This window comes from Streptomyces sp. NPDC050164 (assembly GCF_044459945.1).
Classification (GTDB): Bacteria; Actinomycetota; Actinomycetes; order Streptomycetales; family Streptomycetaceae; genus Streptomyces; species Streptomyces coeruleorubidus_A.
On the sequence record NZ_JBITJK010000065.1, the window covers coordinates 13,830 to 36,801 of the forward strand.

Annotated in this window: 22 protein-coding genes and 3 pseudogenes; 7 read left to right on the plus strand and 18 right to left on the minus strand. The window is 69.8% G+C overall.

The window, feature by feature from the left end:
- Positions 1-113: 113 nt before the first annotated feature.
- Entirely contained in the window at positions 114-710 is a 597-nt protein-coding gene (locus tag ACIBNA_RS43315) for a TetR/AcrR family transcriptional regulator (protein ID WP_399170871.1), read from the minus strand.
- Between the two features lie 109 nt (positions 711-819).
- Between ACIBNA_RS43315 and ACIBNA_RS43320 the strand changes: the two genes are divergently transcribed.
- A complete protein-coding gene (locus ACIBNA_RS43320; protein ID WP_399170872.1) occupies positions 820-1,083 on the plus strand; it encodes a hypothetical protein in 264 nt (87 codons plus the stop codon).
- Between the two features lie 270 nt (positions 1,084-1,353).
- Here the strand turns inward: ACIBNA_RS43320 and ACIBNA_RS43325 are convergent, their stop codons facing one another.
- Positions 1,354-1,767 carry a DNA-binding protein gene (locus ACIBNA_RS43325; RefSeq protein ID WP_399170874.1) on the minus strand — a complete coding sequence of 138 codons (414 nt, stop codon included), beginning with the start codon at positions 1,765-1,767 and terminating at the stop codon, positions 1,354-1,356.
- Complete coding sequence (locus ACIBNA_RS43330; protein ID WP_399170875.1) at positions 1,764-1,994, minus strand: CopG family transcriptional regulator; 231 nt, start codon at positions 1,992-1,994, stop codon at positions 1,764-1,766. Before ACIBNA_RS43330 ends, ACIBNA_RS43325 begins: the two co-directional genes overlap by 4 nt.
- A 179-nt stretch (positions 1,995-2,173) precedes the next feature.
- Here ACIBNA_RS43330 and ACIBNA_RS43335 point away from each other — a divergent pair, with 179 nt between their 5' ends.
- The gene (locus ACIBNA_RS43335) at positions 2,174-3,112 is read left to right on the plus strand and encodes a MerR family transcriptional regulator (RefSeq protein WP_399170876.1); all 939 of its coding nucleotides are present in this window, start codon (positions 2,174-2,176) and stop codon (positions 3,110-3,112) included.
- A gap of 74 nt (positions 3,113-3,186) precedes the next feature.
- The gene (locus tag ACIBNA_RS43340; protein WP_399170877.1) at positions 3,187-3,753 is read left to right on the plus strand and encodes a GNAT family N-acetyltransferase; all 567 of its coding nucleotides are present in this window, start codon (positions 3,187-3,189) and stop codon (positions 3,751-3,753) included.
- 35 nt (positions 3,754-3,788) lie between these two features.
- Here ACIBNA_RS43340 and ACIBNA_RS43345 read toward each other — a convergent pair whose 3' ends face one another.
- From ACIBNA_RS43345 to ACIBNA_RS43360, 4 genes and pseudogenes are all read right to left on the minus strand, one after another.
- Entirely contained in the window at positions 3,789-4,943 is a 1,155-nt protein-coding gene (locus tag ACIBNA_RS43345; protein ID WP_399170896.1) for an IS256 family transposase, read from the minus strand.
- Between the two features lie 8 nt (positions 4,944-4,951).
- Positions 4,952-5,275, minus strand: a pseudogene (locus ACIBNA_RS43350) (VapC toxin family PIN domain ribonuclease); the annotation flags it as partial.
- Positions 5,272-5,461 (minus strand): annotated as a pseudogene (locus ACIBNA_RS43355) (type II toxin-antitoxin system VapB family antitoxin). The pseudogenes ACIBNA_RS43355 and ACIBNA_RS43350, both read right to left, overlap by 4 nt.
- A gap of 189 nt (positions 5,462-5,650) precedes the next feature.
- Entirely contained in the window at positions 5,651-7,171 is a 1,521-nt protein-coding gene (locus ACIBNA_RS43360) for an NCS1 family nucleobase:cation symporter-1 (RefSeq protein ID WP_399170878.1), read from the minus strand.
- Positions 7,172-8,356: 1,185 nt separating this feature from the next.
- Between ACIBNA_RS43360 and ACIBNA_RS43365 the strand changes: the two genes are divergently transcribed.
- Positions 8,357-9,223, plus strand: a complete 867-nt coding sequence (locus ACIBNA_RS43365; RefSeq protein WP_399170879.1) for a hypothetical protein — start codon at positions 8,357-8,359, stop codon at positions 9,221-9,223.
- 168 nt (positions 9,224-9,391) lie between these two features.
- Here ACIBNA_RS43365 and ACIBNA_RS43370 read toward each other — a convergent pair whose 3' ends face one another.
- Complete coding sequence (locus tag ACIBNA_RS43370) at positions 9,392-9,706, minus strand: hypothetical protein (RefSeq protein WP_399170880.1); 315 nt, start codon at positions 9,704-9,706, stop codon at positions 9,392-9,394.
- Positions 9,707-9,819: 113 nt separating this feature from the next.
- On the opposite strand from ACIBNA_RS43370, the pseudogene ACIBNA_RS43375 reads away from it, so the two are divergent.
- Positions 9,820-10,116 (plus strand): annotated as a pseudogene (locus tag ACIBNA_RS43375) (site-specific integrase); the annotation flags it as partial.
- A 598-nt stretch (positions 10,117-10,714) separates the two neighbouring features.
- On the opposite strand, the gene ACIBNA_RS43380 reads toward ACIBNA_RS43375, so the two are convergent.
- From ACIBNA_RS43380 to ACIBNA_RS43400, 5 genes are all read right to left on the minus strand, one after another.
- On the minus strand, positions 10,715-11,515 hold the full coding sequence (locus tag ACIBNA_RS43380; RefSeq protein WP_399170897.1) for an FAD:protein FMN transferase: 801 nt from the start codon (positions 11,513-11,515) through the stop codon (positions 10,715-10,717).
- A 76-nt stretch (positions 11,516-11,591) separates the two neighbouring features.
- Positions 11,592-12,080 carry an FMN-binding protein gene (locus tag ACIBNA_RS43385; RefSeq protein WP_399170881.1) on the minus strand — a complete coding sequence of 163 codons (489 nt, stop codon included), beginning with the start codon at positions 12,078-12,080 and terminating at the stop codon, positions 11,592-11,594.
- A gap of 32 nt (positions 12,081-12,112) precedes the next feature.
- Entirely contained in the window at positions 12,113-13,480 is a 1,368-nt protein-coding gene (locus ACIBNA_RS43390) for a ferric reductase-like transmembrane domain-containing protein (RefSeq protein ID WP_399170883.1), read from the minus strand.
- Between the two features lie 314 nt (positions 13,481-13,794).
- Positions 13,795-15,300 (minus strand): sensor histidine kinase, encoded by a 1,506-nt coding sequence (locus ACIBNA_RS43395; protein ID WP_399170898.1) that lies wholly within the window; start codon positions 15,298-15,300, stop codon positions 13,795-13,797.
- Positions 15,301-15,329: 29 nt separating this feature from the next.
- Positions 15,330-16,088 carry a response regulator transcription factor gene (locus tag ACIBNA_RS43400; RefSeq protein ID WP_399170884.1) on the minus strand — a complete coding sequence of 253 codons (759 nt, stop codon included), beginning with the start codon at positions 16,086-16,088 and terminating at the stop codon, positions 15,330-15,332.
- Between the two features lie 466 nt (positions 16,089-16,554).
- On the opposite strand from ACIBNA_RS43400, the gene ACIBNA_RS43405 reads away from it, so the two are divergent.
- Positions 16,555-17,049 (plus strand): DUF2231 domain-containing protein, encoded by a 495-nt coding sequence (locus tag ACIBNA_RS43405; RefSeq protein WP_399170885.1) that lies wholly within the window; start codon positions 16,555-16,557, stop codon positions 17,047-17,049.
- A 553-nt stretch (positions 17,050-17,602) separates the two neighbouring features.
- Here the strand turns inward: ACIBNA_RS43405 and ACIBNA_RS43410 are convergent.
- From ACIBNA_RS43410 to ACIBNA_RS43430, 5 genes are all read right to left on the minus strand, one after another.
- A complete protein-coding gene (locus ACIBNA_RS43410; RefSeq protein ID WP_399170886.1) occupies positions 17,603-18,004 on the minus strand; it encodes a hypothetical protein in 402 nt (133 codons plus the stop codon).
- 44 nt (positions 18,005-18,048) lie between these two features.
- Positions 18,049-19,527: a sensor histidine kinase gene (locus ACIBNA_RS43415; protein ID WP_399170888.1), complete on the minus strand. Its 1,479-nt coding sequence runs from the start codon at positions 19,525-19,527 to the stop codon at positions 18,049-18,051.
- The gene (locus tag ACIBNA_RS43420; RefSeq protein ID WP_399170899.1) at positions 19,524-20,213 is read right to left on the minus strand and encodes a response regulator transcription factor; all 690 of its coding nucleotides are present in this window, start codon (positions 20,211-20,213) and stop codon (positions 19,524-19,526) included. The genes ACIBNA_RS43415 and ACIBNA_RS43420 overlap by 4 nt, the downstream gene beginning before the upstream one ends.
- Positions 20,214-20,645: 432 nt before the next feature.
- Entirely contained in the window at positions 20,646-21,617 is a 972-nt protein-coding gene (locus tag ACIBNA_RS43425; protein ID WP_399170889.1) for a M56 family metallopeptidase, read from the minus strand.
- 5 nt (positions 21,618-21,622) lie between these two features.
- Positions 21,623-22,006 (minus strand): BlaI/MecI/CopY family transcriptional regulator, encoded by a 384-nt coding sequence (locus ACIBNA_RS43430; protein WP_399170890.1) that lies wholly within the window; start codon positions 22,004-22,006, stop codon positions 21,623-21,625.
- A gap of 206 nt (positions 22,007-22,212) precedes the next feature.
- On the opposite strand from ACIBNA_RS43430, the gene ACIBNA_RS43435 reads away from it, so the two are divergent.
- Positions 22,213-22,863 carry a phosphatase PAP2 family protein gene (locus ACIBNA_RS43435; RefSeq protein ID WP_399170891.1) on the plus strand — a complete coding sequence of 217 codons (651 nt, stop codon included), beginning with the start codon at positions 22,213-22,215 and terminating at the stop codon, positions 22,861-22,863.
- The last annotated feature ends 109 nt before the right edge of the window (positions 22,864-22,972 follow it).

The window sequence follows — 22,972 nt, forward strand, 5'->3', positions numbered from 1 at the left end:
CCGTCACCTCGATGATCGGTGCGGGTATGAGCAGCGTCGTTCTGTCCACCCGTATCCACCGTAGAACAATGGTGCCTATGGGGCGAAAGTGCTGAAAGCACCCGGACGGCCGCTCACCGCAACAGCGACTCGACGTGACGCTGAAGGACGGCCGACGCCGTCTCCGCGGAGTGATGCCCCGCGAGAACGTGAACGGTGAGACCGTCGGCAACGGCGAGGAGCGTATCCGCCTCCTGGGCGGCGTCGAGATGCTGCGGGATCTCCTGGCTGTCCTGGCCGTAGCGGATGAGCCACACGACGAGGTCATGGAGCTTGCCGTACGTCTCGTGCAGGACGGCGGCGAGCCTCTCACTGGCGGGAGCATGACCGACGAAGGCCAGCCACACATGCGCCTGGGCCCGCGACTCCTCGTCCAGCAGGGCGAGTTCGGCCAGCGTGTGCGACAGCAGGGTGGACGCGGCCTGTGGGGTGGAGGTCGCGGCGATGCGCTGGTCGGCGCGCTCGCTGACGCGCTGTGAGATGTGCTCCAGGGCGAACAGCAGCATGTCCTCCTTGCTCCGGAAGCACCGCTGCACGGCTCCCATGGACACGTCCGCCTCGGCGGCGACGTCCCGAAGACTGACGGCCTCCATCCCGGAACGCGCGATCAGAGCGCACACCGCCTCGGCGATCCGCAGCCGCCGCTCCTCGTAGTCGACCTGCTTGGGCACGCGCCGCTCCCCTCCGAACCAATTTTTTCCGATGCGCTTGCATCATATCTCCCGACCCTGCACGATGTGATGCGCTCGCATCGAAAAGAACTCCCGGAGAGGTCCCGTCATGCCAAAGCAGCAGCTCAACACCACGAACACCAACTCACGTCAAGGCTTGCTCTGGCTGTTCGGCGCCATCCTGGCCATCCAGGGCTTCGGCTCGGCCATCACAGAGGCCGGCTGGAACACGAGCTTCGGCGTCGCAGGCCTCCTACGGGCAGCCCACGTCCCTGAATGGGGAACGCTCCTGGTCGGCTGCGCGGGTGCGGCCTTGCTGGCGACGGCGGCGCGCCGTCACTTCGCGAAGAGCCGGGGTCGTGGCCGGCCTTGAGCGGCTCGGCAGGAATGCCGAAAAGCGGGATCCAGTGATTCTGGATCCCGCTGTGCGCCGTACGACCTTCGGCACTCGGCGCTGTCGACGCGACTCAACGCGGCGTCGATCCGCCGAGGTTGTCGAGCGCGCCGACAACAGCGTGGAGGTCCTGCCGACCCGCTACGCCAGTGCCTTGACAGACTAAGTGGTCCGAGAGGGCTCGTTCCGCTTCCGGAAGTCAGCCTTTGACTGCCGGAACTGGTCGTGGAGCAGTTGGTGCCGAGATCGTCAGATCTTCATTACCGTGACGCGTCGGCCGCACAGCGCAGTGAGGTCCTCGGGATCCGAGGTGAGGATCGTGACAGGTCCCGGGGCGGCGAGGGCGGTGGCGCTGAGCATGGCGTCGATGGCGCACTTGTGGCCGTGCAGCCCGGCGTCGGCGAGGAGCGCGGCGGCGTGGCGGGCGATGGGCTCTGTGATCGGTTCGATGACAAGGCGGGACAGCGTCCACTCCAGGGCCGGCCGGTTGATCCGGGGGTGGACCACCTCAACGAGGGTTGCCGCAGAGATGATCACTCGCAGGTCGTCGGCGCGTGCGAGGGCGAGCCAGCCGGTGACTGTGCGATCGCGTAGCACGGCCTTGGCCAGTCCTTCGCTGTCCAGGACAAGGGTGCCACCGGGGGCGGCGGGAGGGCGGGTCACGCGGCGTTCGTCCCGTCCCGTGTCTGTTCCTGTCGGGCCTGGTGGAGCTGGTCGCGGAGAGTCTGGATCTCCTCGTCCGTGACGGGCCCGTGCTCGGCCTCGGCGACCTGGATGAGCTCGTTGAGATTGTCGCGTTCGATCTGACGGGCCACGGCGGCGGCCACGTAGGCGGACAGCCCGGAGGGGCCGCTGCGGGCCTTGGCGGCTTCGGCGATGTCGCGCGGCATAGTGATCGAATACGAGAGACCCCCTATGGCTCGCTTCTGTTGCCTGCTTGTGCGTTACCTGGCGAGCACAGCGAGGACTCCGAGGGGAGGAATTGTCAAGCCTTGTGGATGAGGAGTGGTTGCCTGCTGGCAGGCGAGGGGCTTGAGTCTCCAGTAGGGGGAGACACAAAGGTGGGGGCATGGACGGCGACACGCTCTACTCGATCGGCGAACTCGCTCGACGGACCGGTCTCACGGTCAAGACCATTCGGTTCTACTCCGATCGCGGAATCGTGGCGCCGACGGACCGCAGCCCGGCCGGCTACCGCCTCTACGGCATCGACGCCGTCGCACGCCTGGACCTCGTGCGGACCCTGCGCGAGCTGGGACTGGACCTTCCCACGATCCGCAAGGTCGTGGACCGCGAGCTCTCGCTTCCCGAGGTCGCCGCGGCGCACGCCGAAGCACTGGCAGCGCAGATCCGCGTCCTGCGCCTGCGGCGCGCGGTGCTGATGGCGGTGGCCGAGCGCGGGTCCACACCTGAGGAGACGGAACTCATGCACCGGCTGGCCCAGCTTTCCGAGGACGAACGCCGACGTCTGATCGGCGATTTCCTCGACGCCGTCTTCGGCGGTCTTGACGCCGCCCCCGCATTCGCGGGGGTCATGCGCTCGATGACCCCCGAGTTGCCCGACAACCCGGAGGCAGAGCAGGTCCAGGCGTGGGTGGAGTTGGCCGAAATGTCCCTGGACCCGGGTTTCCGCACCATGGTGCGGCGGACGGTCGAGGACCAGGCAGCCGAGCAGACCCGAAGCGACATGATGGGCCCGCGTCGCGGCATTGCCGCAGTCGTCCGTGACCAGGTCGGCCCGGCCCTGGCCGCCGGCATCGACCCGGCCTCGCCCCAGGCCGATCCGATCGTCGCGGCGTTCACGGCGCACTGCGCGCACCTCCTCGGCCGCCCCGACGACGTTGAGCTTCGCCGCCGGCTGGCGACTCGGCTGGAGAGCGTGAGTGACCCCCGCAGGGAGCGGTACCTCCAGCTGCTCGCAGTGGTCAACGGCTGGCCGGCCCCGGAGAGTCTGGCTCCAGTGTTCGATTGGTCCGTCCAGGCTCTGCGCGTCCGGACACAGCAATGACGGGGCGGTCGCAAGGCGGCATGGGGCGGACGCGGCTGGCGTCGGGTGAAAACGCCGCCGCATATGATCGGTTGATGAGTGCCCCGGTCGTACTTCAGGTGGCCGCGTCGCCGGTCTCTCCCGCTCTCGTTCTTCGCCCCTGGCGCATGGAGGACGTTGCCGCATTGGTCGAGGTGAGCCGGGATCCCGCACTGCGCCAGTGGGCGAGCTCTGTCGTGGACGACGATGCCGACGGGGCACGCTGGGTGCAGGCTCAGCAGCAGGGCTGGGCAGCGGGGGACCGGTTCGGCTTCGCCGTCCTTGAGACACAACCCGGTTCAGTTCGCGAACAGTTGGTGGGCAACGTGGTCCTCAAGGAAGTCACCTCCGGCAAACCGGCGGCCGAAGTGGGCTACTGGACCGCGGCGCACGCTCGCGGGCGGGGAGTGGCCTCCCGCGCTCTGGAGGCACTCACCAGCTGGGCCTTCGACACCTTCGAAGCCGACGGGCTGGAGCGTCTCGAACTCCTGCACCAGGTGGACAACCTGGCATCGTGCCGGGTTGCACAGAAGAGCCGCTACGACTTCGACACCATCCTGCCCGCGGCACCGCCCTCCTTCCCCCGCGACGGCCACCTGCACATACGGCGCACGGGTGCCTGAGATCCTCCCGGCTTCTGCGGATCGGCTGAGGCTGCTCACGCCGAGAGGGTCTCGGGGCGTTCGACGAGGTGGCCGCGTTCGAAGCGGGACCCGGCACGGACCAGAGCGACGAGGTGGGGTGCGTTCACAGCCCGCCAGCGGGCCTGGGCTGACTCGACCAGCTTGAAAACCATCGCCAGCCCGGCGGCGCGGCGGCCGGCACCCTTCGTCACCTTGGTCCGCAGCCGCACGGTGGCGAACGTGTAGAGCGCCAGCAGCTCGTCCTCATCGTCCACGATCTTCTTGACCGCCTTGGGGTACTTCGCGTTGTACCGCTTGGCGAATAAGGCGACGGCTTTGCGGGCCCGCTCCTTGTTCTCGGCGTTGTAGATGTCCTGGATGGCGCACTTGGCCGCGGGCTGGGCCGACTTCGGCAGGGAATCGAGAACATTTGCGGTTTTGTGAACCCGGCATCCTTGTTCGCGGGTGTCGGGGAACACCTCGGCCAGGGGCTTCCAGAATCCGAGCGCGCCGTCCCCGACGGCCAGCACCGGGGCGCGCATGCCCCGGCGGGCACAGTCGCGTAGCAGGCCCGCCCACGCCTCCGTCGACTCGCGATAACCGTCGGCCGGCGCGATCAGCTCCTTGGTGCCATCCGCCCGCACGCCCATCACCACCAGCACGGCAGCCTTGGCCTCCTCCAGGCGTATGCGCAGGTGAATGCCGTCGGCCCACACGTGCACGTAGTCCGTGGCCGACAGATCGCGGTCCATGAAGGCAGCGTGGTCGGCCTGCCACTGGGCCGTCAGCCGCGTGACCGTGGCCGGCGACAGCCCGGCCGAACTGCCGAGGAACTGCTCCAGCGCGGGCACGAAGTCCCCAGACGACAACCCATGCAGGTAGAGCAGCGGCAGCACCTCGCTGATCTTCGGGGACTTCCGGGCCCAAGGCGGCAGGATCGCCGAGGAGAACCGCCTGCGTTCGCCCGTATCGAGGTCGGTGCGCTTGTCGTTCACCCGCGGGGCCTTCACCTCCACGGTCCCGGCCGCGGTGGTGACCTTCCTTGGCTGGTGATAGCCGTTGCGCACTACCAGCCGCCGCCCGTTATCGTCCCGCTGGTCGGCCAACTCGGCGATGTATGCGTTGACCTCGGCTTCCAGCGCGGCGGCCAGCATCCTGCGGGCGCCCTCCCGGACGATCTCGTCCAGCAGCGACGACTCATCTCGCGTGGCGCCGTCTTCGTTAGGTCGACGCCCCCGGCGCTGCGGTGCTGCCCGCGCTGGGTGAGGAGCTCCTGGACCCGCCAGGCCCGGTCGTAGGCGCTGTCGTCGGCCGGCACCCAGCCGACGAGCGGGCGCATGTCCTCGATGCCCTGTGCGCGGTCGGCGGCGGAGTGTGCGCTGTTGAAGAACTCCAGCTTGGTGATGGGGCAGGTGGCGATGAGCCCGGCGGCCGCTGCATGGTCCCATCCGTACTGCTCGGCGTCGCCACGCAGCATGCGGGCGAGTGCGCTGGTCTCGATCAGGTATTGCGCGGCGTTCACCGGCGGTAGTTCCCCTTGTCCTCGAAGAGGTCCATCGAAGGCGCCCTCCTCGGCCGCCGCCCGCAGGCGGGTGAGGGCCAGGCCCCGCCGCCGGTTCTCCAGAACCTCGCGCAGCGCTGTGTTCACCGTCTCCTTCTTGCTGCTGGGACCGAGGGTCTTGGCCACGTCCGCGACCCCGAGGCCCATTGAGGTGGATCGCCGTGGGATGGGGCCGGTCGTGGGGCTGTTCGTGCTGCGCGCTGGTGAGAGATCGGGGAGCCGGTACCAGGGGTGTTGGGATGGCGACAGCACCGCCCGCTGCACGACGAAGAGGGCGCCTGACCGGCATCAGCCCAGGTCGGGCGCCCTACTCGGGTTGCTGGAAGAAGCTGACTCCTATGCCTCTGTCGCCTCCGGCGCTTGTGTTGCCGCCGTCCTCGCTGTGAGGGGGCTCCTGCCTCCGCTGAACGCGAAGTAGAGCACCCCGGCCACGACGACTCCGATGAACCAGGAGTACGGACCCAGCGTCGCTCCGTATCCGGACGGTCCGTAGACGGGGAGGATGCTGGAGAAGACGGCGCCCACAGCCCCGGCGGCGAACGCCCGTACGTTCCAGCCGCCCTGGAAGCGGAACTCCCCGCCTTCCTCGTACAGAGCGGGCACGTTCAGCTGTGTCTTCCGGATGAGGTAGTAGTCGACGACGATCACACCGAAGATGGGGCCCATCGTCGAGCCGATGGCGTTGACGAAGCTGGGGGCGTTGTCCCAGGGGTGGAGTGGGTAGAGCAGGAGCGCGATGACGGCGGCGATGAGGCCGCCCCTGCGGAAGGTCACGTACTTCGGGGCCACGTTGGCGAAGTCGAAGGCGGGACTGACGAAGTTGGCGACGACGTTGATGCCGAGGGTCGCCACGGCGAAGGTCAGGGCGGCGAGCAGGACGAGGAACGCGCTGTCGAACTTGGCGGAGATCTCGGCCGGTTCGAGCATGACCTCGCCGTACACCTTGCTGGCGGCGGCCGTGGTGATCGCGGCGACGAGGGAGAAGAGGATCAGGTTGACTGGCAGGCCCCAGATGTTGCCCTTCTTCAGGGCCTTCGTGTCCGGGGTGAAGCGTGCGAAGTCACCGAAGTTGAGGAACAGGGCGGCGAAGTACGTCACCCAGGTGGCGGCTATCGCCGCGATCGCGGCGAGTGAGCCCGGGCTGACGTCGAGCCCGGTGGCGCTCTTGGCGAGTGCGGCAAGGTCGCCGCTCGGCATGTCGACGGAGAAGGACAGCGTCCCGGCCTTCACGGACAGCGCGATCGCGAGGATCAGCATCATCAGCCACACCGCCGGGCCGGCGAAGTCCTGGAAACGGCGGACCGTTTCCATCCCCTTGCTGATGATGAGCAGTTGGGCGGCCCAGACGCCGAGGTAGCACAGCACTTCGAGGCCGCTGTGGTCGAAGAGCCGGGTTGTCTCGTGCAGGTTCTCGGGTCCGTCGTAGCGGACGAGGAAGGCCACGATGGCGCCGGCGGCGGCGCTGGTCTGGGCGCCGTACCAGAAGGTGGCGACCACGGCCCGTACGAGAGCCGGGACGTTGGCGCCGAAGGTGCCGAACGAGGCGCGGGCGAGGACCGGGTAGGGGACACCGGTCTTGACGCCCGCCTTGCCGATGAGGGTCATCAGCCAGTAGATGATCAGCGAGCCCACACCGATGCCGATGAGGAACTTGAAGGTGTTGCCCGCGACGAGGAACAGGCTGGCGGCCAGGAAGTAGCCGTACAGACTGTGCACGTCCGAGGTCCAGACGTTGAAGATGCTGAAGGCGCCCCACTTGCGCTCGGTGGCGGGGGCGAGGTCCGCGTTGTAGAGACGGGGGGAGTACCCGGGCGGGGTGGCGGTTCTGTCCGCGTCCGCGCTGTCCGTGGCCGTCATGTCGTGCTCCTTCTTGCTGTGCCCCATCCCCTACCGGCGTCGTGCCGGACGGTTGATGCGGCAGCTAACGGCCCGGATGTTGCACGGGTATTTCGGGCATGTAGCAGACCCGTTAACGGAAAGTCTCTTCCATTTCCGGATCGAGTCGCCGGTTGATCCGTGCCTGTGAAGCGGTTGGACGAGGGGCGTGATCACAGGCGAGACGGACTCCTGCGGAACTGTCGGTCGGCGACAAGGGCCCGAGGCGTGATGCGCGGCGCGTGCTCGTGCCGCTCACCGCTGGTGACGACATCGATTGCATGCAATGGCGGCGATGCCAAGTCCCTTTTGTCGAAACGGAGTTGTGCTGCCTGCGGTGGCACGGCGACCGCACCGGTCCGGCGGGCAAGGTGCCCCTCCGCGTCCAGGCCGGGGACGGTGATGCGCCCAGCGGCTACGGCTCTCAGGGCCAGGTGGCATCTGCACGCCGGGTGTCGGCGCAGTCCATGGCTGGCGGCGCTGGCGACCAGCGGAGCGCTTTTCGCGGTCACGGCTTGGGTGACCTGGATTGCTGATCCCACTGCCGCTCTACGCCTGCACCTCCTCCTGGCAGGCGCGGTGTCCGTCACGGGCGGCATCCGACGCCTGGCCCGCGCGGGTAGCCGGAGACCGTTTCTGGTGGCGGCGTGCGTTGCTCTGTTGCCGGTGGTTGTTCCGGCACTTGGCGGGCTCAGCCCTGTGCTCTTCACGTTCTACGGTGCCGCGTTCCACGTCCGCGCGGAGGAGATGGACGTTGCGGAGGTGTGGCAGTTCCTGTCCTCGCATCAACTGACCTCCGTCGCGGCGTGTGCGCCCTTGTTCAGCTCTATTGGTGACGGGCTCCCGGGCGGCCCCATGCCGTCCGGGACGCCTGTGATGCACGGGCGTCCCCGTTAGGGCGTGTAATGACGGACGAGACCTCAGCGGGCGGGCACTCCAGGGCGGGTCCGATGGGTCAGTGAGGAGGCACACGGACGGCGCCATCATCCTCACCTGGGACGAAAGCCCTGAGCCCGGCTCTAGGGAAGATTTCGTACAACTCGTCCGACAGCACGCATCACGGTCATGGAGAGGTCGGTCTTACAGCGGTCGCCATACAACCAATCGCGCCGCCGTGCGTCGTAGCCTCCAGTTGTTGTGTGAGGAGCCCTCGGAGGAGCAGAGCAGATGAAGACCCGTTTGCGACCGGCCACCCTCCTGGTCCTGCTGACCCCCCTGACCTTGGCAGCCTGCACCACTGGGGAGCCGGGCTCGACGGCGTCGCAGAGCCCGTGGGTGCGGCAGAAGCAGAAGCCGCAGACCCCGGAGGCTCACCTCGACCTCGCGGAAGAGGCGATGGCTGCCGGCCCTGGGTGGAAGTTCCAAGTCCGGGGGGTGGAGAAGCTGACGCTACGGGGGCGGCAGAACGAGGCCATTTACTCGGGCGTCCTGGAGCGCACCCAGAACCCCATGGCGTTGCATGGACTGGGAACCGTGACCACCGGCGCGGGCGCCGGGCAGCGCACGCATGGGGAAGAGCTGTTCGTGCTCGACGACACGGGCTACCTCAACAGCGAGCGATCGGGAGAGTGGAAGGAGGCGCCTGCGACCGACCCCGAGATGGCGAACAAGGTGGAGGACCCGGTGGCCGCCCTCGCCGATTTCAGGGGGTACATGCAGAGGGCAACCGGCGTTGACGTCACCCTGATGAAGAGCGCGTACGGCAACCAGATCACGCTCAAGGCCGACGTCACGTCGCGGAAACTCGGCGGCGTACGGGACCGCCCCTGGGCGGCGAAGGCACAGCGCGAAGTGGAACCGACTCTGGACCGACTACGCGAGGCAGGTATCCGGGTGAGCCATGCCCAGCTCACGCTTGTCCGCCTGGAGGAAGAGTTGGTCCTGGACTCCGCGACGCACCGCGTCCTGACGCACTGGTTCCGCTTCACCGTCCGCATGCCGTACGGCAGCGACGACATCACCTACACACAGGAGGTGAAGGAGACGAACCGGGGTGAGTTCAAGGAGCGGATCGAAGGCCCGGACGCCGCTTGACGAGCGGCACCGAGGCCGCCGTCCCAGGGTCCGCGGGAAAGCGAGTTTTCCGAGCCACGTGCGCGCTGACCTGCTGCGCAGCGGCGTCATGACATGTGGACGTGCTGGATGAGTGACCGCTGTTCCCCGTGGCTCCCCGCGCTGTCTGGCACGGTACTGGCACGGTGCTTACCGCCGCTCTGGCGGCTTGGGGACATCCTTGTCCATCAGCGCGTTGGTGAACTCGACCGCGAACCGGTGTGTCTCGGGTGACACGTCGGTGGGCTCGCTGGCGTACCAGCGGAAGGTGTCCGGGTTTCGCTCGGCCTCGTTCAACCAGTGGGCCAGGCGGTGAAGCTCTCCTTCGCTGAGCCTGGTGGCGGCCTGATGGACCCACGTCTCATCTGACCCGGTGTACGTCCCCAGAGCCATAACGGCCAGCTCCACCACGTCCGGCGCGAAGAAGGACCGGCAAAGATCACGAGTATCAGGAGAGACCGGCATACCCCGAGGATGCGGTGTCCAGGATGGCAGGGCAATAGCGAGTCGTCGCGGGCTGTCGCACCCCCGACGCCGGCAGGACAGTACACGTGACCCCTTTGTCCCGAAGCAACTTGGCTACTACGCACTGGCGCGTCTGGGACGAGGCCCGGCACCTGGCGCTCACGCCGGAACAGGTGGCCTCGCCGCTGGCCGCTCGGCCCTACGACCTGAGGCACGCCGCGCTCTCCTCCTGGCTCAACGCGGGCGTCGACCCCACCGAGGTCGCGGAGCGGGCGGGCAACAGCGTCGAAGTGCTGTTGAGCCGGTACGCGAAGTGCCTCGACGGCCGTCAGGACATCGCCGACCGCCGGATCGCCGAGCTCCTCGGTGAGGACGACGACCAGGAGGACGAGCCCGGCGACGGGACCTGATTCCGACACCCCTCCGACACGGGCACCTGCGGCATGATGGCCCCTGGACTTCGGTTCGGGGGCCTCGGCAGTGTCCCGTGGATCAGCTCAGCGCAGGCATGCTGATGGAGGTATACGCGCCCGAGGGAGCGGAAGTTGATTCTCGACGTCTACATTCATGGCCGGCGGCACCAGCCTGCTTCGTGGCAGGAGACGGAGCGGCTGATCACTGTGGTGGTTGAGAACTTGCCTGCCCCTGAACCGCGCCTGGTGGCAGAGCCTGTGTCACAGCATGTGGCCGTAGCGGTCTTGAAGGTGCTGGAGAGCCTGCCGGAAGCAACCGGCGATCGTCCGCATCATTGGGGAACCACCGCCACGCCCTGGTGGCGGCTCCCGGAGGCGACTGGCGGCTTCCGGCATGCCAGACCGAGCTCCTGCGCCTCGAGGACCATGGCGCACCAGGTAGGACCGTCCGAAACTGGCCATTTCACCGACTGAGCGCTTGTCCGATGCAATGCTGCGACGGACAGCAACCGCTCCACTTAATTTGGGCCAGAGTATTTCCGTGGATGTCGTTTCGACGCGGGTTCTGGAGTCACCCGCGATTTCTTCGGCGTGATCAATGTCGGTGAGAATTGGTGTCACTCCGGGTGTGGAGCACGCGGTCCGGGGACCTCTCGGCCGAGCCACGCTGGGATGGGGCCTTGTGCGGGAAGCCGCAGGTCCACCAGGCGCGAGCGCCCGAGGTGACGGCGAAGGCTTCGACACCGGGCAGGGACTCGATCCATCCGCGTGCGCTCGGGCCCATGGCGAAGGCAGCCGTTGCGTAGGCGTCGATGTCGGTGAGGTGGCGGCCGACCAGGGTGATCGAGAGTAGTCCGGAGGCCGCAGGGCGACCGGTGTGCGGGTCGAGGATGTGGGCGCCGCGCTCGGCTGTGCCGGAGGTCGCGATGGCGAGGTCCCGGCAGGTTACGAGGGTGCACAGGCTGCCGGGTTGCAGGGGGTTGGCGATGCCGACTTGCCATGGCACGCCCGGGGCGCACTCGCCGCGCAGTTGGATGTCGCCGCCGCCGTTGACACAGGTGTTGTGCGCCCCGGCCCGCTCCAGAATGCCTGATGCGCGTTCGATGGCCCAGCCCTTGACCATGCCGGTGGGGTCGAGGCGGCCGCCGGGGGCGCGGCTGAACCAGCCGCCGCTGATGCGCTCGGCGCTCTCGCAGAGCTGCAGCACCTCGGTGACTTCGGGGTCGCAGTCGGCGAGGTTCATCTCGTCGCGGTCCAGGTGGCTGATCTGGCTGTCGGGGCGGTAGGTGGAGAAGATCTCGTCGACCCGGTGCAGCCAGGCCACGGCCTGCTCGAGAGCCCGGCGGATGGCGGGCGTAGGCGTGTCGCGGATGTCGAAGGAAAAGACCGTGCCCATGGCGTGCTCGACGTGACGCAGCCCTTCGGGCCTTTCGAAGGCCGTGGACGCCTTGACCTTGTATGCGTCGGGTGTGTCAGGCACCGGCCTTGTCCAGGGCGCTCTGGAGGGACTGCATGTAGCCCTCGCTGGTGTAGGAGGCGCCGGAGACGGCCTGGATGTGCGCGCTCTGCGCGCCCAGCGCTTCCCGGGTCAGGGTGGGCACGGCGTAGTCGGCGATCGCCTGGCTGCGCGACGCATCGCTCGGAGTCTGCACTGCTTTGACGTTGGTCAGTTTGCCGTGGGAGAGAGTGACGGCGACCTGGACTGGGCCGTAGGGGGTCTGCTCGACGGCACCGGTGTAGGTGCCGGTGGCTCCGCCCCCGGTGCTGGCGCTCTTCGACCCGCTGGAGCTGGACTGGCTCGGCTGGCCGGAGGTGGAGTCCGGTGTGGGTGAGGAGACCGCAGTAGTGCCGCCGGAGCTGGCCAGGACCGGCAGGGTGGTGTGGTGCGGTTTGAGGGACAGCAGCAGGACCAGGCCCGCAACGGTTGATGTGGTCAGGAGGGCGGCGCGGCGCACTGCCATGAAGCTGCTCCTTTTCAGGATGGTCGGAGAAGTCAGAACGCGAATGATTCGTGGTGGATGCGGCGGTGCGGTACCCCGGCCTCGCGCAGGGCGGGTATCGCCGCGGCCGTCATCCCCGGTGGTCCGCACAGGTAGACGTCGCGCTCGGCGATGTCCGGCACGAGGGCGGTCAGCCCGCCCGCGGTGAGGGGCGAGGAGTAGTGGGCGGGTTCGTCGACCACGTAGTGCACGCTCGCGCCGCGATCGGCCGCTATGGCGTCGAGCTCCTGCCACAGCGCCAGGTCCTGCGGGCGGCGCGCCCGGTAGATCAGGGTGACCTGGCCGGGCAGCGTCTCGAACAGCGCGCGCAGCGGGGTGATGCCGACGCCGGCGCCGAGCAGCAGGACTTTTCGGGCCGTGCGTCGGGCCGCCGTGAAGGCGCCGTAGGGCCCCTCGGCCCACACGCGGGTGCTCGGCCGGAGCCTGGCCAGCGCCTCGCTGTGGCCGCCGACGGCCTTCACGGTGATCCGCAGGTAGGCCGGGTTCGGCGGTGCGGACAGCGAGTACGGGTTCGCCGTCCACCACATCCTGGGGGCGAGGAAGCGCCAGCGGAAGAACTGACCGGGCTCGGCGCCCAGTGCGTCCAGGTGCCGGCCGCTCATGAAGACCGACACCACGCCGGGGGCCTCGGGCCGCACCTCGGTGACGGTCAGCCGGTGCCGCAGGGCCCGCCGCACTGGGGTGAGGAAGCGGTTCCACACCAGCAGCGCCGCCACGCCGATGTAGAGGGCGTACCAGGCGAGTTGGGCGGGGCGGTGGGCGACGAAGTCGGCGCCGTTGGAGAGCTGGTGGAAGAAGGCCAGGAAGATGGCGAGGTAGGTGGCGAAGTGCAGGTAGTGCCAGGTCTCGTAGCTCAGGCGGCGGCGCGCGGCGCGGGCGGAGATGATGCCGGTGGCGGCCAGGAGCAGGAAGCCTGCCGTGGCCTTGAGCATGTCGGGATAGGTGAGGACGAGTGTGGTGGTCTGACTGACGAAGCTTGCGTGGGCGCTCGCCGCGTAGCCGAGGGTGATCAGCAGTGTGTGGGCGAGCGTCAGCGAGATGGTGTAGCGGCCGCCCAGCGCGTGCCAGCGGGCCAGGCGGTCCGAGCCGGCCGTCCGCTCCAGCAGGGGAAAGCGGGACATTAGCGCGAGCAGCACCGCGCAGGCGTAGCCGGCCAGTAGGCCGGTGACCCGGCCGGCGTTGGTCAGCCATCCGGCGACGCCGACCACGGAGGTGGTGTCGATCCACCACAGGCCCACCACCGCTGCGGCCCCGGCGTAGATCAGCACTTGGGCGATGACGGGAACGGTGTGGGGGGAGGGTATGGCGGGCTGAGGGGGGCGGGTCCTGGCATGGCGGCTGTGTGTGGATGTGGTGGCCACGGAGGCTCCTCTGGTCGACTCGCGGTGCCGTGTGGTGTATCGACGCCGTGTCGAGGTGGTGATGCGTCGTGTGGTGCGTGTGTGTCGGCCACCTTTCCAGCGGAACTTCTGGAAAGCCTCTGAGCGCTCCCCTCGCTCGCTCATTCAGAGAAAACTCAGAATCTTTTGCCGCTTCCGGCGAGGTGCTGTCGGGGCTCTCGCCAGTGCTCTCCCGGTAGCGGGACAACACGCTCGGACCGCGGGCGTCCGTCTCGGACGCTCGGGGCCGCAAAAGGACGCCTGCGGAGGCCAGTGGTGACAGTGGTCGGGAGGCGTTACGCGGAGTAGGGGGCCGCGTCCTTGTGGAGGGGCGGGTGCTCGTCGGGTGTCGTTGCGAGCGGTAGCCGCAGAAGGAATGTGGTGCTGCCGGGGCTGCTGCTGACGGTGATCGTGCCGTGATGTGCGGTCATGACGGCGTCGACGATGGCGAGGCCCAGGCCCGTGCCGCCGGTCCTGCGTGAGCGACCGGGGTCGGCCCGCGTGAAGCGGTGGAAGATCTCCGCCTGGAGGGCTTCGGGAATGCCCGGGCCGTCGTCGGCGACGGCGAGTTCGGCATGGTCCAGGTAGGCGGTGAGGGACAGCGCCACTCGTGTGCCCGGCGGGGTGTGGGTGCGCGCGTTGGCGAGCAGGTTGGCCAGGACCTGGTGGAGGCGGTGTTCGTCGCCCTGGACGATGACAGGCTCCTCGGGCAGGTCCAGCAGCCAGTGGTGGCGCGTGGACAGGGCGCGGGCGTCGTCCAGTGCGTCGAGGGTCAGGCGGGTGAGGTCTACGGGTTCGCGGGCCAGGGGGCGGCCCGCGTCCAGGCGCGCGAGGAGGAGCAGGTCGTCGACCAGGCCGCTCATCCGCTGTGACGTGGCGGCGATGCGTTCCAGGGAGTGCCGTACCTCCTTCGGCAGGGGGCCGGGGTGGCGCAGGGCGAGGTCGGTGTGGGCGCGGACGGTGGCGATGGGGGTGCGTAGTTCGTGGCTGGCGTCGGCGGCGAAGTGACGGAGGCGTTCCTCGCTGGCGTGGCGTCGGGCGAGGGCGTCGCCGATGTGGCCGAGCATGTGGTTGAGGGCTGTGGCGACCCGGCCGACCTCGGTGTGCGTGTCGCTGTGCGGGAGGGGGGCGGGCATGGCGACCTTCCCGGTGGCCAGGGGCAGGCGCGTCACCTCGGTCGCCGTTTTGGCCACCCGCTCCAGGGGCCGGAGGGACAGGCGCACCCAGGCGGCGCCCGCGGCGGCGGTGGCCGCCAGGGCCGCGCCGAAGACGGCGGCCTCCACGATCTCCAGCCGGTGCACGGTGTCCTCGACGGGGCGCAGCGGGAGTCCGGTGACCAGGATGTCGCCGTCGTCGCCCCGGACGGCGACCAGACGGTAGCGACCGGCCGGCGCGGACAGGTGCACGCTGCGGCCCTTGCCGTCTGGCGGCAGCGCAGCCAGGGCACGCCGGTCGGCCGGGGTCAGGTGAACGGCGGCGTCGGTGTCGTCCTTCACCACGGCGGCCTGGGTCGCCTGGCCGGCCAGCAGACGGGCACCGAATGTCCCCTCCGCCTGGCCACGGGTGTCCGGGACGTTGTCGGCGTCGGGGCGCTTTTCGTGCTCAAGACTGGCCGCGAACCGGCCGCCGGTGGCGGCGAGCTGCTGGTCGACACGTCCGACAAGGAAGCTCTCCAGGGCGACGACGGTCGCGACGCCGACGACCGCGCAGGCCACTGCCAGCAGCACCACGAGCCCGGCGGTCAGCCGCAGCCGCAGGGACACCGGACGGCGTGCGCGCCCGGCGGCGAGCCGACGGCCCAGTGCCGCCGGTGGACATGGCTGGCGCTCTCTCACGACTGGTCCGGCTTGAGGACGTAGCCCACACCGCGCACCGTGTGGATCAGCGGCGCCCGCCCGGCGTCGACCTTCTTGCGCAGGTAGCTGATGTACAGCTCGACCACGTGGGCCCGGCCCCCGAAGTCATAGGACCACACGCGGTCGAGGATCTGGTCCTTCGACAGCACCCGGCGCGGGTTGCGCATCAAGAACCGCAGCAGTTCGAACTCGGTGCGGGACAACTCCACGACCCGGCCCGCCCTGGTGACTTCCCGGGCTTCCTCGTCCATCACGAGGTCCCCCACGACGAGCCGCGGCGCGCCCGCCTCGTGCGACATGCCCGCCCGGCGCATGAGCCCCCGCAGCCGGGCCAGCACCTCCTCCAGGCTGAAGGGCTTGGTGACGTAGTCGTCGCCGCCCGCGGTGATCCCCGCGATCCGGTCCTCCACGGCGTCACGCGCGGTCAGGAAGAGCACGCACACTTGCGGCAGCCGGCGGCGCAGGGCATGCAGTACCTGAAGGCCGTCGGTATCGGGCAGCATCCAGTCCAGGACGACGGCGTCTGGGCGGAAGCTGTCGGCCGCCTCCAGCGCGGTGGCGCCGTCGTCGGCGATGCGGACCTCCCAGCCCTCTGAGCGCAGTGCCACGCCCAGAACCTCCGTGAGGTCGGGTTCGTCGTCCACCACCAGGACGCGGACGGCGTCGCCGTCGGGCCTGCGCAGCGGAGGGAGGGAGGTGTGGTTCGGTGTGGTGCCCATGATGCGGTCCAGCATCGCGCCTCATCGGCCGCCCCGGGCGGACGGGGACCTCTGAGTTTCTTCTGAACTTCGAAAGAAAGCAGACGCGGACCCGCCGTCTCCAGAACGTACGCAGAGCATGCAGGGCCGCGATTGTTCGAGACCATGCCGGGTGACCTCGTCCTCCTGTGCGGGCCTGCACCCCGCAGGCTGAACCGGACGCCATCGCCGCCGCCCTGCCCTGTAGACCACGGCTGCCATGTCATGTCCGCACCGCGGCTGGCGCGGGCCGGCCTTTCCGCTTGAGGGCGGGGTGCAGACGTGGCTGGCGCGGCCGTTGCTGCTCTGAAATAGGCCACCTCGCAGAGATTGTGACTATACGTCCCAACTTGCCCTCAGAAGAACCTGAGAAATAACTGTGCCAGGCTGACGCGCCGATCGGCGGACACGGCCCGGAACCGCGCCGTCCACCCCCATGACCGCCTTCTGGAGGAGCACCCCGATGAGCCTCGTCAACGGCTTGCCCGCGCACGTGCTGTTCGTCCACTTTGTCGTCGTCCTCATCCCGCTCAGCGCCCTGGTGCTCGTCGTCAGCGCGCTGTGGCCCAGGGCCGCACGGCGGCTGGGTCTGATCCTGCCGGTGCTCGCGTTCGTGACCCTGATGACTGTGCCCCTGACCACGCAGGCCGGCGAGTGGCTGGAGCGGCACGTCGACAGCGATCCGCTGGTGCGCAAGCATGCCGAACTCGGGGACGGGCTGCTGCCGTGGGCCGCGGGCCTGTTCCTGCTGGCGACGGCCGTGTGGTGGACGACCCGCTGGACGCCCGCGCCGCAGGACTCCACGGACCGGGCCCGCAGCGGCGCGGTCGTGAGGGTCGCGGCGGCCGTGCTGTCCGTCGTGGTGGCCGCCGGCGCCGTCGTCGATGTCTACCGCATCGGCGACTCCGGCGCAAAGGCCGCCTGGCACGACGCCTTCTCCAAGACCGGCACCCGTTGATGCTGTCCGTCACCGCACTGAAACAGTCCGGTCTCCGTAGTTGACGTCGGCGCGTCCTTCGCACTGGCAGAAGCGTTAGGTGATGCCGCCCGTCCCGGCTCTGCGCCCGCGTCGGCCTGGGACCACGCCTCCGTTGCCAGGAGGCTGGCGGCGGAAGGCCCTGGGACTGTTATAGCTCTGGTTCGAATTTCTGGGGCCTTCCGCCTGCCGTTGGGGTGCCACCGGTCGTCGAGGTGATGCCGGGTGGCGGGGACAGCGGGGAAGGAGGCTGCCTTGGTGGAGTGGCGGCCGTTGCGGGCCGGGGCCCGGCCGGTGCCCGAGCCGGTGCGAACGCGGCGGCATCATCAGCTACACCACTACCACCGGGACCATTTTCAATGAGTCGGGAGAGGGCGCGCGGGGATGAGTGACGCCGCGGACAGCCGCCGGGACCACCCCTTCACTCTCGGAATCGAAAGCGTGATGCTGTGAACCTGCGGGTGGGTCCGGGGCACCATGACCCCGGACCCACCGCTGTCCGCGGATGGCCTGGCCGGAGGCCGTCAGGTGCCGCTCATGCCGAGTGGCCGTCCTTGACGGTCGCGCACCAGCTCTGCACCTTGGCCAGGTCCTTCTCGCGCTGCTGGAGTGACGGCACGAGGGACTTGCGGAAGGACAGTTCGTCATCGAGGTACTTCGCGACCGCGCTGTGGCCTGCGGCCTTCGCGATGGCGGCCCGCTTCTCCAGTTGGGCGATGGAGCCCTTCCCCGACCCTTCCAGCCGCTTGAGCTTCCGCTCGATCCGCTGCTCGGTCCTCGGAGCGCGCTTGCACAGCTTGTTCGTGCCGTCCTTCTTCGCCGTGGCGGTGGGCTTGGGAGACGCGGCCGTGGTGGTGCTCTCCGCGGCGGCGGTCCCCGCAACGCCGAGTAGGGCGGCCACCGCCAGAGAGATGACGACGGTTTTCCTGGGTTGCATGATGTGTTCCTTCCTGTGAGGCGCAGTGCCTGCTCGGGAGGAAGTTAGGAACCGTCTTTGTGGAAACCTTGTGATGTCCCGGGCGCCGACAGCCAGTCCCGGCGCGGCGGCGGCAGCGTGTGGTCCGCCCTGGTCGGAAGACGCACTTCGAACCGTGTGCCGCGCCGCCCGTCCGGGCGGTCGAGAACCGTGATGCGGCCCTGGTGCAGCGTGATCTGCTGCGCGACGAGGGTGAGCCCGAGGCCCGACCCGGGACTGCCGGGACCGCGGTGGAAGCGCTGGAAGACGGCCTCGCGCCGGTCGGGCGGGATGCCTGGCCCCCGGTCGTCCACGGTGAGCACGGCGTCTTGCCCGTCCTGGCCCAGGGTCACCTCGATACGGGGTGCTTTGTCCTCGTACCGGCCGTGGGTGCAGGCGTTGGCCAGCAGGTTGTCCACCGCGGAGCGCAGCCCCTGCTCCCAGCCGTGCGCGCACAGGCCCGGGGAGGCCGTCACTGTCACCTCCGCGTCCGGGTGTCTGCGGCGCAGGTCGGCGACCGAGGCGTCCACGAGCTCGGCCAGGTCGACGGGGCCGAAGGCGTCCGCCTCGACCAGGTCGCCCTGGGCGAGCGCCCGGAGCATGGTCAGGAGCCCCTGCAGCCGGGTGTGCTCGCGCCGCAGGTCCCCCAGGACCTCGGTGCGGTCCGGCTCCGTCAGCTCCGGGTGTTCGGCGAGGATGTCCAGGTTGGTCCGCATGCTCATCAGCGGGGTGCGCAGCTCGTGCGAGGCGGCGGCGGAGAACGAGCGGGCCACCTCCAACGCCTGTGCGGTGCGGGCGGCCTGCTGGTCGAAGCGAGCGAGCACGGTACGGATCGTCCGGGCCAGATCGTCGACCTCGGCGATCCCGGTCGGGGTGTGATCGAGGCGAGCGGCGCTGGTCGTGAGGTCGAGGCCGCTGGTACGGCGTTGCAGACGCCGCAGCGGCCGCGCGGTACCGGCCGCCGCCGCCCATCCCGCCGCCCCGGCGAGCGGGGCGGCGAGCAGCGCGACGGTCACCACCCGCCCCCGCACCAGCCTGATCAGCGCCTGGCTCGCGGTGTCCGGGGAGAACAGCCACAAGGTGCCGCGCGTCTCGGGGCGGTTGACGGTCACCGGCACGGACAGCACCCGCCAGCTCGCGCCGTCGGCCGCCCGTACGGTGACGGGTGCGGTGGCGTTCGGCGGCAGCGGCACGGACGCGCCCGGCTGAGGGCCGCCGGCGGTCACCGTGCCCGCCGGACCCGTCAGCCGTACGCCCACGTCGAGTGCGGCCGCGAACAGCCGCCGTTCCCGGGCGTGCTCCACGGACGGCGGCCGACCCGACGCGGCGGCCCGCAGCAGCGCCCTGGCGTCCGGGGTGACTGCGGCGGCCCGAGCGCTCAGTTGGACGTCCTGCTGCCGGTGCAGGTCCTTGGTGACCAGTCCCAGCAGCAGCAGGCCAGCGGCCAGCACCAGCGGCGGCACAGTGACGCCGACCGCGATCGCGATCCGCGTGGACAGCCTCACGGCGCGCCCCGGGGCTCGCGCAGGACGAAGCCGACCCCGCGCACCGTGTGCAGCATCCGAGGCCGCCCACCTGCCTCCAGCTTGCGGCGCAGGTAGCTGACGAAGGTGTCCACCGCGTCGGTGCGCACCTCGAAGTCGTAACCCCACACGCGGTCCAGCAACTGTTCTCGGGTCAGCACGATCCCGGCGTTGCGGGCCAGTACCTCCAGCAGCTCGAACTCGCGCCGGGTCAGCTTCAGCGGTTCCCCGTCGATATGCGCCTCGCGGGCGGCCGGTGCCAGGACCAGCGGTCCTACACGCACCAGGTCGTCGACCGCGGGCGGCCGGCGACGCAACAGCGCGCCCAGCCGCAGTACCAGCTCCTGGAGGGCGAAGGGCTTGACGAGATAGTCGTCACCGCCCGCCTGCAGCCCGGCGACCCGGTCGGACACCTCGTCGAGAGCGGAGAGCATCAGCACGGGGACGTCGTTCCCGTCCCCCCGGAGCCCGCGGCACACCTCGATGCCGCTCAGGCCGGCCATGGAGATGTCCAGCACCACCACGTCCGGCGACCGGTCGCGCACCGTCTCCAGAGCCGCACGGCCACTCTCCGCCAGAACGACGGAGAAGCCGTTCAGCCGCAGGCCACGATCCAGGGAACGCCGGATGGCCGCGTCGTCGTCCACGACCAGCACCAGCCCGCTCATCGCGTTCACGGCCGCGATGCTACGTCCCGCCCCCGTCCCAGCCACCGCTGAGCGGCTCACGGAGAGCCAAAGATGCCGGCAACAGTCGGCAAAGGGATACGGGGCGGGACTACGACGAATCAGTTGCGTCCGGACGCGGGCGGGGCCTGCGGGCCGCCGTCCATCGACTGTCCGGACGGGGAGCTGCTGGACCGCGGCAGGGCGACTCCCATCCGCAGGTCTGCCGTAGAAGGGGGGCGCGCGGCCCGATAGCACCGATACCGCCGGAACACACCGATCATGTGGACCTACGGTGTCTGGGCCCTTGCAGGCGTGGGCCCTTCCCAACCCTGCCTATGCCCTTCAGCGCTGCGGCGTCGGTCGGCTGTTCGCCCGACGGTGGTCGGCGCCGGTGGGGTCTCCTGGCGAGGGTTTGGCCGTGTAGTGGGGCGGTCAGCCGGCGCCTGCGAGTTCAAGGAGCAGGTGCAGGTCGTGGGCGGCGGCGAAGGCGCACAGGGCGCTGGAGCCGATGACGGCGGCGGCTGCGGCCAGTGGCAGCAGGGGGAGGTTCAGCGGCGGCGAGTACGTCCGGGGTTCGGCCAGTAGTGCGGCGACGCGGCGGGGGACTGGTCCTGCGGTGGCCAGGGGGCTGCGGCGGCGTCCGAGCAGGCCGAGTACGGCGCCGGGCAGGCCCGTGCGGGATGGGGTGTGTGCGGTGGCCAGGGCTGCCTTGCCGATCGCGCGGGCGACCTGACGACGGTTGGCGCACGCGGTGGCGGCGCGTTCGTCGGCCCAGCGTTCGATGGTGTAGGCGATGGCGGCGGCCGCCGGCCGCAGCAGCGGGTTGCAGGTGGCGGCCAGCTGGGTGAGCGCGACGAAGGCGTAGTGGTGACAGGCCAGATGAGCCTTCTCGTGGGCGAGCATGGCCTGGCGGTCGGCGTCGTCCAGGGCGTCGAGCATGCCGGTGGAGACCACGATGCGGCCCGGTATGCCGGGCAGCGCGTACGCGTCCGGGGCCGGGTTGTCGATGACGACCAGCCGGTCGGGGCCGGGCAGGCAGGCGGCCTCCAGCGCCGCTGCGGCCAGCGCCCGCACCCGGCGCCACAGCATCCGCACCCCCGCCACCACCGCGGCGGCCAGCACCAGGCCGGCCACAACCGCCTCCGCGGCGGAGACCGGGTCCCCGGCACGCACGGTGCCCACCGACCAGCCGCCCACCAGTGCGGCCAGCGGCAGCCGAACCACCCCCGCCACCGCCAGGACGCCCAAGGCGGCCCAGCTCAGCGCGGCCAGGGCCAACGCGCTGGCGGTCAGCAGCCAGGTCGCAAGCCGCGGCTCCAGCCGCTCGGCCAGCGGCCGGGCCGCCACCGGGGCCGCGACGGGAAAGAGCAGCGGCAGGTAGACCGCCAGGTGCCATACCGTCACCACGCTCAGCCCCGCTCGCCCAGGTCGCCGAGAAGCTGCCGCAGCAACTCCTCGTCCCGGGCCGGCAGTTCTTCCACGAACCGGGCCAGCACCGCCTCACGGTCCGGATCGGACTCCAGCACCTGACGCATCCGGCGGGCGGTCAGCCCCTGCGCATCGGCCACCGGCGCATACGCGTAGGCGCGGCCCAGCTTGGTCCGGCTCAGCAGCCCTTTGTCGAACATCCGGGACAGCACCGTCACCACGGTGCTGTACGACAGGCCGCTATCCAGCTGCTCAAGCGCCTCGCCCGGGGTCAGCGCCCGCCGCGAGGACTGCAGCAGGGCCAGGACCTCGGCCTCCAGCGCGCCGCCCGGCCTGCGCTCACCCGGAGCGTCCCCGGTGTCCACGAGCCGCACCTCTCCTCCATCATCTACAGTACTGTAGAACTTCTACGAGTCGGTAGAAGTTGGTTCGACGCCGAGTCTGCCATGCCCTCCAGGTGTGGTGCACCACCGGCACCGCGGCACGGCCCCAACCTCTGCGACCGCGTAGGCGTTACCTGACCGGCTGCCGGCCGGGGCCTGCTACTCCTCTGCTTCTTGGGAGATACCGCATGATGATGATCCATCCCGCCGTCCAGCTCGCCTTCGACGGCTCCCGCATCGACGGCTCACTGTTCACCGCCGTCACCAACTTGGCCCGCGACACGAAGTGGCTGAACACTCCGCTCAGCCTGTGGACCAATGCCGGGCTCGGGGTGTTCGCGGTGCTGATGCTGGTCGGCTGGTGGCAGGCCCGCCGCCGCGACACCGCCACCATGACCCTCGCCCTGGCCGCCCCCGTCGCCGTCATAGTCGCCTTCACCGTCGCCGAGGTCGTCAAGAAGGTCGTCGCCGAAGTACGGCCGTGCTACTCGCTGCCGCACGACTACTTCGTCAGCGCCTGCCCCGCCCGAACCGACTACGCCTTCCCCAGCGGCCACACCACCGTGGCCGCGGCGACCGTCGCCGCGCTGTGGCTGCTTCAGCGGCGCCTTGCGGTGATCGCCGCCGCCTTCGCCCTCCTGGAGGGCTTCACCCGCGTCTACCTCGGCGACCACTACCCCCACGACGTCATCGGCGCGGCCCTGCTGGCCATGCCCGTCGCCTACCTGGCCAGCCGCATCCTTGGCCGCGCCGCCGTTTCGCTCGTGGAGCGCCTGCGCACCGGCGTACTGCAACCAGTGCTGACCGCCGCGCCTGCGGGCGCCCACGCCGCCCGCTGAATCCGGCACAGGAAGCACAGCGATGACACCGCCCCCGCTGCCGGGCGTACTGGCCGACCTCGCCCCCATCCTCGACCGCTTCGGCTACCTGGCCGTCGCCGCCCTGGTG